We start from the raw sequence: 12,684 nt of genomic DNA on the forward strand, positions 1-12,684 counted from the left end.
CGGTTGCTCGCGGGGAAGAACCGGGGGGGCGGGGGGGGGGACCGGGGGCCGGGGCGCGGGGGGGGGCGGCGCGCCCGCCCCCGTCCGGCGGGGTCGGAGCTCAGGCCTGACCGTCCGCGCCGCCGTCGGCACCGCCGTCCGCGCCGCCGTCGCCGGCGCCACCGTCGGCCGGGCCGTGACCCGCGCCGCTGTCGGCGCCGCCGTCCGCGCCGCCGTCGCCGGCACCGCTGTCGGCGCCACCGTCGGCACCGCCGTCGCCGCCCGCGGCGCCGCCGTCGGCCGGGCCGTGACCCGCGCCGCCGTCCGCACCGCCGTCAGCACCGCCGTCCGCGCCGCCGTCGGCGCCACCGTCGGCCCCGCCGTCCGCGCCGCCGTCGCCCACGGTGGTCATGTCGTCGTCGTCGAGCGCCATGCTGCTCCCATCGGTCGTGGGGGGGGGGGGGGGGGGGGGGGGGGGGGGGGGGGGGGGGGGGGGGGGGGGCGGGGGGCCCCGCGGCCCCCCCCCCCCCGCCCCGCCCGCGCCCCCGCCGCCCCCCCCCCCCCAGCCGCCCCGCGGGGCGCGCAGAGTTTGTGAGTGTTGTGGTTGTGTTGTCGCTCGACCGCAAGGGGGCGCCCGTGGGGGGCGCCCCCCCCCCCCCCCCCCCGCCGGACGTGCCTTACCTCGATCATCCTGCCCTCACACACCCGCCCCGACCAGCGGAGATCCGGCACGGGACCGGCCGGACAACGGGTCGGTCACGACACGCCGACGACGCGCCGGGAGGGCCCGTCGGGCCGTACTGTCCCCCCAGGGATCGAACAGGTGTTCGAGGAGGGGAGTGGCGTGACGGGCGGGGGCCGGGCGGGGGGACGGGCAGCGGGGTGCCCGGTGCTGCACGTGGACATGGACGCCTTCTTCGCCAGCGTCGAGGTGCGCCGCCGGCCGGAGCTGGCCGGCACGCCGGTGATCGTCGGCGGCCAGGGGAACCGCGGCGTGGTCACCTCGGCGACCTATGAGGCGCGCCGGTACGGCGTGCACGCCGCCATGCCCACCGCCCGCGCGCTGCGGCTGTGCCCGACCGCCACGGTGCTGCCGGGGGACATGGCCCTCTACGCCGAGGTCTCCCGCTCGGTGATGGCCCTGTTCCGGTCGGTCACCCCGCTGGTCGAGCCGCTGTCGATGGACGAGGCGTTCCTCGACGTCTCCGGGGCCGGCCGGCGGCTGGGCGACGCGGCCGAGATCGGGGAGTACCTGCGGGCCCGCGTCTTCGACGAGCAGGGGATCACCTGCTCGGTCGGGGTGGCGCCCACCAAGTTCGTCGCCAAGCTCGCCTCCACCTCCGCCAAGCCCGACGGGCTGCGGGTGGTCCGCCCGGCCGAGGTCATGGACTTCCTGCACCCGCTGCCGGTCGGCGCCCTCTGGGGGGTGGGGGCCAAGACCGAGGAGGTGCTGCTGCGGCTGGGGCTGCGCACCGTCGGCGACCTGGCGCACGTGCCGGCCCGCACCCTGCAGCGGGCGGTGGGCGCGGCGGCCGGCAGCCACCTGCACGAGCTCGCCTGGGGCCGCGACCCGCGGCGGGTGGTGCCCGACGAGCCGGAGAAGTCGACCGGCCACGAGGAGACCTTCGGCACCGACGTCGACGACCCGGCCGTGATCCACCGGGAGCTGCTGCGGCTGGCCGAGCGCACCGCCGGCCGGCTGCGGGCCGGCGGCTGGCTGGCCCGCACGGTGAGCATCAAGGTCCGCTTCGCCGACTTCGCCACGATCACCCGCAGCCGCACCCTCGCCGTGCCCACCGACGTCGGGCAGGAGCTGTACGAGACCGCCCGGGCGCTGTTCGACGCCCTCGGCCTGGACCGGGCCCGGATCCGGCTGGTCGGGGTGCGCGCCGAGCGCCTGGTCGAGACCGGGTCCGCACCCCGGCAGCTCGAGCTCGGGGCCCGCGAGCACGGCCGCCGCGACGCCGAGCTGGCCGCCGACCGCGCGGCCCGCCGGTTCGGCGCCGGGGCGGTGCGCCCGGCCACGCTGCTGCACCGGGCGGGGGAGGGGCGCCCCGACCCGCGCGACGCGCCGGGGCGCCGGGAACCACGGACCCCGCCCGCTCGTCGGACCCGGTGAGGCCACGAGCCCTCACGGGGACCCTCCGCCGGGGCCCTCCGCGACCCGTCGCGGGGGCGACGGCGAGGCTCCCGAGGCACCCTCGGGAGTGATCTCCGGGGCATCGGTGGCGGGTCGGTGCCGACTCGCCTTTCGCGCCCCGCGAACGGCTCGTATCCTCGGTGTCACCGTCGGCGGGAGCCTCCGACGGCCATGGCTCCGCCCACATGGAGGTCCCGGTGCCGCTCTCCGAGCACGAGCAGCGACTGCTGGAGCAGATCGAGCGCGCCCTCGTCGACGACGATCCCAAGTTCGCCTCCTCCGTACGGACCGGCGACCGCCGGCTCAAGGCCCGGCGAAAGCTCCAGCTCGGTGCACTCCTGGTGCTCGTCGGGCTCGGGCTGCTGGTCGGCGGCGTGGCGCAGTGGGTGGTCCTCGGCTTCCTGGGCTTCGTCGTGATGTTCGCCGGCGCGGCTCTCGTCGTCCTGAACTACCGGTCGGCCACCGGCGCGCCCGACCAGGCCGCCGGCGGCGCCCCCGGCGGGCGCGGTCCGGCGGGTCGCGGCCGCGCGGGCAAGGCCCGCCGCCAGCCGCTCAAGAACCGGCTCGAGGAGCGCTTCCGCCGCCGCTACGACCAGTAGCACACCCGGCTCCCGGCAGCCGCCGTCCCCGCGGGGACGGCGGCTGCCGTCGTCCGTGGCCCGTCCGGTCCGCCACCGCCGGCCCCGGGGACACCTGCACACCCGGGCCCCCGCGCGCCGGGCGCTCGCCGCGCCGGCGGAGGGGCGGAGGGTCGCCCGGGCGGCGGGTCGGGTCCCGGCCCGGGCGGACGGGGTCCGCGCTCAGCCCGCGGGGCGCGGGCGGCGCCCGCCGGTCCGCCGGCGCAGCCACCGGCCGGCGCCGAGGCCGCCGAGGGCGCCGGGCACCGAGGCGGGCAGCAGCAGGGCCCGCAGCCGCACCCGCGGCTCTGCCGCGGCCAGCAGACCCCGGCGCGCCACGTGCACCGCCCGCGCCAGCTCCTCCGGCCCGGGGCCGCTGCCGGGGCGGGCGTAGCTGGCCGCCTCCTCCGCCCGGGCCAGCCGGTCCACCGCCTCCCGCGCGCCGGCGCCGCGCCCACCGTCGGAGCGGTGCGCGCCGCGGCCCGGCGGCGGCGCGCCGGGCAGGGCCCGGGCCAGCCGGACGGCGACCTGCCGCGGGGTCTCCCACGGGTCCCAGGGCAGGCCGAGGTCGCGGGCGGTGGCGGCGAGCTCGTCCCACGCCGCGGCCGCGCTGCCGGTGGCCAGCCGGCGGCGGCGCTGCAGCGTCCGCAGCCCGGCCGGCGCCGCGACCAGCGCCGCCGCGCCGAGGACGGCGGCGGCCACGGGCAGCACCGCCCCGGCCCAGCCGGTGTCCGCGCGCGCCGCCCCGGCGGCCGGCACCTCGCCGTCCACCCGGTCGACCGGCGCCTCGGTCGGGGCCGGGACCGGCAGCGGCGCCGTCGGCAGGTCGGTGCGGGGGTCGACCTCCTGGTCCGGGGGACGCGGCGCCCACGGCAGCGCGACCGCGCGGTCGCTGTCGATCGGCGTGGGGTCGTAGGGCACCCAGCCGACGCCGTCGAAGTAGACCTCCACCCAGGCGTGGGCGTCGTTGCTGGTGACCAGCCGGCTGCCGTCGGGCTGGGTGATCCCCGGCGTGTAGCCCAGCACCACCCGGGAGGGCACCCCGGCCGCGCGGACCATCGCGGCCATCGCGCCGGCGTACTGCTCGCAGTAGCCGCGGCGGTTCTCCAGGAAGTCGGCGAGGTCGTCGCCCGTCGTCCCCGGCTCGGTGGTCAGGCTGTACACCCAGCCGTTCGCCGGGTCGGTCATCCAGCCGTAGACGGCCTGCACCCGCTCCGCGGGGGTGGTCGCGCCGGCGGTCAGCGTCCGCACCTGCTCGGCGACCGCCTCGTCCAGCAGCGGCGGGGCGGCCAGGGCGGCCTCCGGCGCGGCCGGCGACAGCTCGCCCGCCCCGGCCAGCTGCTCCGGCGTGGGCTGCGGCTCGACGCCGGTGGTCACGTAGGTCAGCCCCGGCGTCGTCGTGACGCCCGGGCTGAAGACCGTCGCGCTGGCGCGGTCGAACCGCCAGTCCTCGGCGCCGTCCAGCTCGTTGACGTCCAGCGGCGAGCTGAGCACCGGCAGGAAGTGGTCGTCGTGCTCCAGCACGGTCACGGTCGCCTCGACCGGCCGGCTCGCCGTGCGCCCGGGCAGCGGGGCCAGCACGTCGGTGCGGTCCAGCGACTGCCCGTCGCCCAGGTCGTCGAGGGTCCAGCCCACCTCGGGGTCGTACACGTCGAGCGCGACCGCGCGCAGGTAGCCGGGGTCGGCCACGGTGGCCCGCACCTGCAGCAGGTCGATCGGGTCCTCGCGGGTCAGCTCCCCCTGCAGCGACGCGGCCGGGTCCAGCGAGGTGCCCGTGGAGCCCCCGCCGCCGGAGCCCGCCCGCCACCGGTCGGCCAACTCGCCCTCGCCGAGCGTGGGCACCAGCGAGCCCAGCACCATCGCCGCGGCCAGGGCCAGCAGCCCGGTCCGGACGGCGGGCAGCGCCCCGGCCGCCGGCCGCAGCCCGCCGCGGGGCTGCCAGGACAGCCGACGGTGCTGGTCGGCCCACAGCAGCAGCGCCAGCCCCGCCACGGGCAGCGCGACGGCGGCGAGCCCGATCCCCCCGTCGATCGTGCTGACCGGCACGCAGAAGACGACGAGCAGCGGCAGCGCCGCGAGCGCCGGCTGCCGGCCGCCCACGGCGACCAGGTCCACGACGACGGCGAGGATGCCCATCATCAGGACCGTCAGGGCGCAGAGCCCGGCGAGCGGGTCCGCCGGCGTGAACTGCTCCCGGATCTGCGCGCTGCCGTCGCGCAGCACCGCGCCGAGGTCGGCCACGCTCTCCTGGGTCGGCACCAGGTCGAACACCGCCCGGTCCGGGGCGAACAGCGCGGTGAGCACGCAGCCGACCGCGAGCAGCTGGCCGAGCGGGACCAGCGGCACCCCCAGCGCCGACCAACGCAGCGAGGGCGGGCGGCCGCCGCTGGCCCAGTGCCACAGCGCCGGGCCGGCCCAGCGCAGGACGGCGCCGGTGACCGCGACCGCGGCCACGACCAGCAGCACCCCGGGCAGCCAGTCCTGCCGGTTGAACACCGGGGCCAGCGCCCCCGCCCCGAGCGCCGTGGCCACCGCGGCGGTGACCGCCGCGCCGGCGTCCTGGCGCAGGGCCCGGGCCGCCGTCCCCGTGGCCGTCGTGCTCACGCCGGCACCCCCTGCGGGCGGCCGGCCCGCACGAGCGCGTCCCAGACCTCCTCCACCGGCTGTCCGGCCGAGGCGACGGCGACCCGCCAGCCGGCGTCGCGCAGGACCGTGGTGGCCTCCTCGAGCTGGCGGGCCAGCGTCGCGCGGGCGGCGTCGGTGGTCGACCGCCGGCCCCGCGCCCCGCCGGCCGGGACGAACCCGCCGACGTCGACCAGCACGGCGAGGTCCGCTCCCGGCCCGGAGCGGGCCCGCGCCAGCCGGGCCACGTCGTCCGCGCCGACGGCGCCCAGCAGCGCCACCACCGGACCCTCGCCGCCGGCCCGGGCCAGCTGCTCGGCCGCCGCGGCGAGGTCATGGGCCCGGGAGGCCTGCAGGACGGCGAGGCGGTCGAGCAGCTCGGCGGCGCCCAGGCCGCGGCGGCCGTCGGTCGGGGAGAGCTCCCCGGCGTCGGTGAGCACCCGCAGGGCCGCGCCGCGGCCGGCCAGCGCGCTGCCGATGCTCGCGGCGGCCTCGACCAGCCACTCCAGGCTGTCCGCGGGCTCGTCGCCGGCGACCGCCGCGGGCGTGCCGGTGCGGGCGAGCAGGTGGGCGCGGGTCCGGGTGTCCAGCAGCAGGGTGGCCGACGAGCGCCACGGCCGCTCCTCCAGCCGGACCATCAGCTCGCCGGTGCGTGCCGTCGCCCGCCAGTGGACCTTGCGCAGGTCGTCGCCGTGCCGGTAGGCGCGGGTGCTGACGTCGTCCTCGCCGTGGACGGCGATCGAGCGGCGGGCGCCCTCGCCGCTGCGCCCGGCGCCGCCGGTCAACCCGCCCGCGGGCAGCGGCCGCACCCGGGGCACCACCAGCAGCGACCCGGCGTCGGTGCCCGTGACCGACCGGGTCACCAGGCCGAAGGGGTCCACCAGCCGCAGCCGCAGCGGGCCGAGCGGGTACCGGCCGCGCCGGGACCCGGCGACCCGGTAGCGCAGCGGTGCCGTCTCGCCGGCGGGCAGCCGCTCCAGTACGTGGGACGGCGAGGGGCCGAGCTCGGCGGGCAGCGGCTCGGTGAGCAGCCACAGCCCGCCGGCCCGCCGGTCGGCGTTGGTCACCTCGAGCAGCACCTCGGCGCCGCTGCCGCGCGGTACCCGCGGCGGGCTCACGGTGCGCCGGGTGGACAGCCGGAACCGGTGGCGCGCCACGCTCGCGGCCGACAGCAGGGGCAGCACCAGGACGAAGACGGCGACCTGCACCAGCGGCAGCTCCCCGAGCAGGGCGCCCAGCGCCAGCAGCGTCAGCCCCACCGCGACCATGCAGCGGCCGCGGACGGTGAGGGAGGACAGCGCCCGGCCGACGGGCCCCCGCGCCACGGTCAGCGCCCGCGCGGGACGGGGGTGGTCCGCAGCAGGGCGGCCACGACCTGCTCGCCGGTGCGCCGCGCGGCGGTGGCGTCGGCGGACAGCAGCAGCCGGTGGGCCAGCACGGGCACCGCCAGGTCCTGGACGTCGTCGGGCAGCACGTGGTCGCGGCCGGCGAGGGCGGCGGCCGCCCGGGCGGTCCGCAGCAGCTGCACGCCGGCCCGCGGGGAGGCGCCCAGCCGCAGCTCGGGGGAGCGGCGGGTGCCCTCCACCAGGGCCACCACGTAGCGGCGCACCGCGTCGGACACGTGCAGCCCGCCGACCGCGTCGACCAGCGCCCGGACCGTGGCCGCGTCGGCGACCGGCAGCAGCGTGGACAGTGGGTCGACGCCGGTCTGGTCGTCGAGCATGGCCAGCTCGGCCTCGCGGTCGGGGTAGCCCATCGACACCCGGGCGGTGAAGCGGTCGCGCTGCGCCTCGGGGAGGGGGTAGGTGCCCTCCATCTCCACCGGGTTCTGCGTCGCGACGACGATGAACGGCCGGGCCAGCTCGTAGCTGACGCCGTCCACGGTGACCTGTCGCTCCTCCATGCACTCCAGCAGGGCGGACTGGGTCTTGGGGGAGGCCCGGTTGATCTCGTCGGCGACGACGACGTTGGCGAAGACCGCGCCCGGCTTGAACTCGAACTCGCGCGTCTCCTGGTCGTAGACGGCCACGCCGGTCACGTCGCTGGGCAGCAGGTCCGGGGTGAACTGGATGCGGCGCACGCTGGCGTCGATCGACCCGGCGAGCGCCTTGGCCAGCGTCGTCTTGCCCACGCCCGGGACGTCCTCCACCAGGAGGTGCCCCTCGGCCAGCAGGACCACCAGCGCCAGCCGGACGACGTCGGGCTTGCCGCGCACGACGCGGCCCATGTTCGCGAGGATCCGGGCACCGGCGGCGGCGACGTCGGCCGCGGGGACGGGCCGGTACACGTCGGTCACCGGCCCACGGTACGTGCTCGGCGCGCGGGCGGGCCGGTTCCCGGACGCGGTCACCGGCGCCCCCTGTGCCCGGCCGGCCGCGCTCGACGTGTCCACTCCGTCCTGCACGTGCGGTGCGAGCCCGCGGTTCACCGGGGCTCGCCGCGACGTCCCCACCCCGCCGTCCCCACCCGCCGTCCCCACCCGCCGTCCCCACCCGGACCCCACCCGTGCGCTCCCACGGCGCCCCACCCCGGGTCCCACCGGCGCCCCACGCCCGGTCCCCACCGGGCCCCACCCCCCGCCCCACCGCGCCCCACGGGGCGCCCCACCGCGCCCCACCCCGCACCCTCCCGGCGCCCCCGGGGCTCCTCCCGGGCTCCTCCCGCCCACTCCGGACCACCCGTGGCGGGCCCGGCGGAGGGTCGCCGGCGGGCGGCGGGGCCGGGGCGCGCGCCGCCGCGGAACCGCCCTCTCACCTGCACCGGGACCGCGGCGGGCGGCGGTGGGGGAGCGCGGTCACGACATGGTGTCGAGTGGTGTCCAGTGGGGCCCAGTGGGTTACTGTGTGGCCCGGTGGGGAGGCAGGGCCCGTCCCGGGGTCCCCGCGGAGGTCAGGGAGGACGCATGGGGGAGGTGGTCCGGTGTTCGTCGGCAGCTACCCATTGCGCCTCGACGAGAAGGGCCGGCTCGCGCTCCCCGTCCGCTTCCGCGACCAGGTGGGCGACGGCATGGTGATCAAGAAGGGCCAGGAGCGCTGCATCTACGGCCTCACCATGGCCCGGGTCGCCGAGCAGAGCCGCACCGCCGCCGCCATGGCGCCCTCCGACACCGCCGAGGCCCGCATGCGGGCCCGCATGAGCTTCGGGTCGATGGTCGAGGTCGAGCCGGACAAGACCGGCCGCATCACCATCCCGGCGAGCCTGCGCGAGTACGCGGGCCTCGACCGCGACGTCGTCGTCGTCGGCGTCGACACCCGGTTCGAGATCTGGGACGCCGCCACGTGGGACGCCTACGTGGCCGAGCAGGAAGCCGCCTACGCCGCGATGGAGAGCGAGGGGATGCCGACCCTGTCCTGAGCCGCACCGCCCCGCGACACCTCCGCACCGCCCGACCGAGCCGTCTTCCCCGCGGCTCGACCGGCCCGGCCCGAGTCGCCTTCCCCGCGACTCGGTCCACCCGCGGAGCCCCCGCCGACTCCCCTCGGCGCGTCGCGACCCGGCCGCCCGGCCGGGCACCGCGGACTCCGGCGTCCCCGCGGAGCACCTCCTGACGCACTTCCCCGGCGCCAGGCGACCGCTCCGCGGGGCGCCCGGAGACCGCTCCGCACACCTCCGGCCGCGACGGACCCCGCGCCCGATCCCCGCGACATTCCGCGACCCGCCCGGCCACTGACACCGCCGACGCCGCGCTCCGCGCCACCATGGACGAGCCCGCATCCGACCCGTTCGAGGAGCCTGTCGACGATGAGCAGCAGCGAGCCCGCTGTGCACGTCCCGGTGCTGCTCGAGCGGGTCACCGAGCTGCTGGCCCCGGCCTGCGCCGCCCCCGGGGCCGTGCTCGTCGACGCCACCCTCGGCCTGGCCGGCCACTCGCTGGCGATGCTCGACGCGCACCCCGGCCTGCGGCTCATCGGCCTCGACCGCGACCCCGACGCCCGCGCGGAGGCCGCCCGCCGGATCGCCGCCGCCGGCCACGCCGACCGCGCCACCCTGGTGCCGGCCGTCTTCGACGAGCTGCCGCAGGTCCTGGACTCCCTCGGTGTCGCCGAGGTCCAGGGCGTCCTGTTCGACCTCGGCGTCTCCTCCCTGCAGCTCGACCGGCCCGAGCGCGGCTTCAGCTACTCCGCCGACGCCCCGCTCGACATGCGGATGGACCCCACGACCGGGCGCACCGCCGCCGACGTCGTCAACACCTACAGCGCCGGGGAGCTCACCCGCCTGCTGCGCGTCTACGGCGAGGAGCGCTTCGCCGCCCGGATCGCCGCGGCCATCGAGCGGGAGCGCCGCGCCGAGCCGTTCACCCGCACCGGCCGGTTGGCCGAGCTGGTGCGCGCCTCCATCCCGGCGGCGACCCGGCGCACCGGTGGGCACCCGGCGAAGCGGACCTTCCAGGCCCTGCGGATCGAGGTCAACGACGAGCTGGCGGTGCTGGAGCGCGCGCTGCCCGCGGCGCTGGACGCGCTGGCGGTCGGTGGCCGCCTCGTCGTCATCACCTTCCACTCCCTCGAGGACCGCATCGTCAAGCAGGTGCTCGCCGCCGGCGCCACCGACCGGACGCCGCCCGAGCTGCCCGTCCCGGTGCCCGAGCTGGCCCCCGTGCTGCGCCTGGTCACCCGCGGCGGCGAGGCCCCCTCGGAGGCCGAGCTGGCCGCCAACCCGCGGGCCGCGTCGGCCCGTGTCCGTGCCGCCGAGCGCATCCGGAGGGCAGCTGCGTGAGTGCGACCGCCCGGGCGCCCCGCCCCGACGACGACGCCCCCCGGCCCGGCGCGGCCCGCGCCCCGCGGACGTCCCGGCCCGCCCCCCGCGGGGGCGCCCCGCGGACGCCGGCGCCGCGCGGCACCCCCGCGCGGCCCGCTCCGGCGGCCGGCAGCCCCGGGTCCCGGGGCGCCGAGGCCACGGGTGGGAAGGCCCCCGACGCGAAGGCCCCCGTGCCGGTCACCGGCCGCGCGCACAGCGCCCCCGTGCGGGCCGGCGCGCTGCGCGCCCGGTCCCCGCGTCCCGTCCCGCGCCCGGCGCCCGCGCCGGCCGCCGCCGCGGAGCCGCGCCGCCGCGCCGGCACCGGCAGCGCCCGCCGGGCGCCGTTCGTCCTGCTGGTCGTCGGCCTGCTGGTCGGCACCACCCTCGCGCTGCTGTTCCTCAACACGGCCATCGCCGTCAACTCGCTCAAGGCCACCCAGCTGCGGGCGGAGAACACCGAGCGCACGCAGACCCTGGACCGGCTGGAGGAGCAGGTCGTCACCGCGGGCACCCCCGCCGCCATGGCCGCGGCGGCCGCCGCGGCGGGGCTGGTGCCCGTCGGCACCGCCGCCTACCTGGTGCTCGGGCCCGACGGCTCGGCGGTCCTGCGCGGGACGCCGGTGCCGGCCGAGGCGCCGGCGGCTCCCGGCGACGGCGACGAGGGCTGACCGTGACCCCGCCGCACCGCCCGGTCCCCGGCCGCCGCCCGGCCGACCGCACCCCCGCCGCCCGCCGGCCGCGCGCCGGGGCGTCCGAGGCCCCCCGCCCGGCCGGGGCGTTCGTCCCGCGCCGGGAGGCCGGCCGGCGCCGGCGGCGGACGCTCCCGGTCGGCCCGGCCCGCGGCCTGCGCGCCGGCACGATCGTCATCGCCGTCGCCCTGCTGCTGGTCACGGGCAAGCTCGTGCTGCTGCAGGGCGTGGACGGCGGCGAGTACGCCGAGGCCGCCTCGCAGGCCCGGCTGCGCACGGTCGAGATCAGCGCCCTGCGCGGGCAGGTGCTCGACCGGGACGGCAACCTGCTCGCCTACACCGTCGACGCCTCGCTCGTCACCGCCGACCCCTCGCTGATCGCCGACCCGCAGCGGACGGCGCTCGCGCTCACCACGCTGCTCGACGTCCCGGTCTCCGACCTCACCGAGCTGCTGGAGCGCGACGGCCGCTACGTGGAGCTCGCCCACCAGGTGAGCCCGGAGACGGTCGGCGCCATCGAGGACCTCGGGCTGCCCGGCATCCAGTTCGTGGACGAGCCGATGCGGCTGTACCCGGCGGGCTTCGTCGGCGGCCAGGTCGTCGGCTTCGTCGGCCGCGACGGCGAGGGGCTGGCCGGCATCGAGCAGCGCTTCGACGAGCAGCTGTCCGGCACGCCGGGAGAGCGCCGGGTCGAGGTCGGCAGCGGCGGCAACCCGATCCCGTCGGGCATCGACGAGTCGACGCCGGCCGTCGACGGCAGCTCGGTGCAGCTGACCCTGGACCAGGACGTCCAGTTCGTCATGGAGCAGCGGCTCGCGCAGGCCTGCGACGACGGGGCCACCACGCGGGCCTCCGCCGTGGTCCTCGACGTGCACACCGGCGAGGTCGTCGCGATGGGCAGCTGCCCCGGCTACGACCCCGGCGCAGCCCGCACCACCGACCCCGACCTGCTCGGCAACCCCGTCGTCTCCCAGGTGTTCGAGCCCGGCTCGGTGATGAAGGCCGTCACCCTGGCCGGGGCCATCGAGGAGGGGCTGACGACCCCGGACGAGGTGCTCACCGTCCCCGGCCACATCCAGGCCGGCGACGTCACGGTCACCGACGCCCACGACCACGAGCCGGTCGACTGGACCGTCACCGGCATCCTCGCCAAGTCCAGCAACGTCGGCACGATCATGCTCGCCCGCGAGCTCGGGAACGAGCGGCTCGAGGAGTACCTGCGGGCCTTCGGCATCGGCAGCGAGACCGGCATCGAGCTGCCGGGGGAGAGCGCCGGCATCCTGGAGCCCGCCGCGGACTGGAGGGCCAGCCGCGCGGCCAACGTGCCGATCGGCCAGGGCATCTCGGTGACCACCCTGCAGATGGCGTCGGCCTACCAGGCCATCGCCAACGGCGGCGTGCGCATCGAGCCGCGGCTGGTCTCCTCGGTCACTGCGGCCGACGGCACCGTCACCCCGGTCGAGCGGCCGCAGCCGACCCGGGTGGTCAGCGAGGACACCGCCGCCGACGTCGCGTACATGCTCGAGGCGGTGGTCGGCCCCGGCGGCACCGCGCCGCTCGCCGAGGTCGACGGCTTCCGCGTCGCGGGCAAGACCGGCACCGCGCAGCGGGCCAACCCCGAGTGCGGCTGCTACGACGGCGGCGGCTACGTGACCACGTTCGTCGGCTTCGCCCCGGCCGACGACCCGCAGTACGTCGTGGCCGTCGACCTCGAGCGGCCGACCAGCTCCGCCGAGGGCGGGCAGGTCGCCGCGCCGGTGTTCGCCGACGTCATGCGCTACGCCCTGACGGCCGGCGGCGTCGTCCCCTCCGGCACGGCCCGGCCCGAGTTCGTCCTCACCGGCTGAGGGACCGGCCGGGGGACCGGTTGAGACCCGTGCCACCTCCTCGAAGCCCCCACTGA

10 protein-coding genes are annotated in these 12,684 nt (G+C 78.8%); 6 read left to right on the forward strand and 4 right to left on the reverse strand.

From position 1 onward, the window contains the following. Positions 1 to 100: 100 nt before the first annotated feature. Positions 101 to 412 carry a BatC protein gene (locus ACI79F_RS13410; RefSeq protein ID WP_456544808.1) on the reverse strand — a complete coding sequence of 104 codons (312 nt, stop codon included), beginning with the start codon at positions 410 to 412 and terminating at the stop codon, positions 101 to 103. Positions 413 to 868: 456 nt separating this feature from the next. On the opposite strand from ACI79F_RS13410, the gene dinB reads away from it, so the two are divergent. Beyond that, the gene (gene dinB, locus ACI79F_RS13415; RefSeq protein ID WP_456544807.1) at positions 869 to 2,098 is read left to right on the forward strand and encodes a DNA polymerase IV; all 1,230 of its coding nucleotides are present in this window, start codon (positions 869 to 871) and stop codon (positions 2,096 to 2,098) included. 218 nt (positions 2,099 to 2,316) lie between these two features. Next, complete coding sequence (locus tag ACI79F_RS13420; protein WP_456544806.1) at positions 2,317 to 2,718, forward strand: DUF3040 domain-containing protein; 402 nt, start codon at positions 2,317 to 2,319, stop codon at positions 2,716 to 2,718. 201 nt (positions 2,719 to 2,919) lie between these two features. On the opposite strand, the gene ACI79F_RS13425 is transcribed toward ACI79F_RS13420, so the two are convergent. The 3 genes from ACI79F_RS13425 to ACI79F_RS13435 are packed head-to-tail and all read right to left on the reverse strand — an operon-like array spanning position 2,920 to position 7,654. After that, positions 2,920 to 5,340: a transglutaminase family protein gene (locus ACI79F_RS13425; RefSeq protein WP_456547101.1), complete on the reverse strand. Its 2,421-nt coding sequence runs from the start codon at positions 5,338 to 5,340 to the stop codon at positions 2,920 to 2,922. Continuing rightward, the gene (locus ACI79F_RS13430; RefSeq protein ID WP_456547102.1) at positions 5,337 to 6,683 is read right to left on the reverse strand and encodes a DUF58 domain-containing protein; all 1,347 of its coding nucleotides are present in this window, start codon (positions 6,681 to 6,683) and stop codon (positions 5,337 to 5,339) included. Before ACI79F_RS13430 ends, ACI79F_RS13425 begins: the two co-directional genes overlap by 4 nt. A gap of 2 nt (positions 6,684 to 6,685) precedes the next feature. After that, on the reverse strand, positions 6,686 to 7,654 hold the full coding sequence (locus ACI79F_RS13435) for an AAA family ATPase (protein WP_456547103.1): 969 nt from the start codon (positions 7,652 to 7,654) through the stop codon (positions 6,686 to 6,688). A 623-nt stretch (positions 7,655 to 8,277) separates the two neighbouring features. On the opposite strand from ACI79F_RS13435, the gene mraZ reads away from it, so the two are divergent. The 4 genes from mraZ (at position 8,278) to ACI79F_RS13455 (ending at position 12,628) form a co-directional block, all read left to right on the forward strand. Further along, on the forward strand, positions 8,278 to 8,712 hold the full coding sequence (mraZ, locus tag ACI79F_RS13440) for a division/cell wall cluster transcriptional repressor MraZ (protein ID WP_456547104.1): 435 nt from the start codon (positions 8,278 to 8,280) through the stop codon (positions 8,710 to 8,712). 387 nt (positions 8,713 to 9,099) lie between these two features. Continuing rightward, entirely contained in the window at positions 9,100 to 10,071 is a 972-nt protein-coding gene (gene rsmH, locus ACI79F_RS13445; protein ID WP_456547105.1) for a 16S rRNA (cytosine(1402)-N(4))-methyltransferase RsmH, read from the forward strand. Beyond that, entirely contained in the window at positions 10,068 to 10,760 is a 693-nt protein-coding gene (locus ACI79F_RS13450; RefSeq protein ID WP_456547106.1) for a hypothetical protein, read from the forward strand. The genes rsmH and ACI79F_RS13450 overlap by 4 nt, the downstream gene beginning before the upstream one ends. A 2-nt stretch (positions 10,761 to 10,762) precedes the next feature. Beyond that, positions 10,763 to 12,628 carry a peptidoglycan D,D-transpeptidase FtsI family protein gene (locus tag ACI79F_RS13455; RefSeq protein ID WP_456547107.1) on the forward strand — a complete coding sequence of 622 codons (1,866 nt, stop codon included), beginning with the start codon at positions 10,763 to 10,765 and terminating at the stop codon, positions 12,626 to 12,628. The last annotated feature ends 56 nt before the right edge of the window (positions 12,629 to 12,684 follow it).

The organism is Blastococcus sp. SYSU D00868 (assembly GCF_054050575.1).

What these genes read in the sequence shown, in the direction of transcription:
- ACI79F_RS13410 (WP_456544808.1), bottom strand. Translation starts at nt 412, where the DNA reads ATGGCGCTCGACGACGACGACATGACCACCGTGGGCGACGGCGGCGCG.
- rsmH (WP_456547105.1), top strand. Translation starts at nt 9,100, where the DNA reads ATGAGCAGCAGCGAGCCCGCTGTGCACGTCCCGGTGCTGCTCGAGCGG.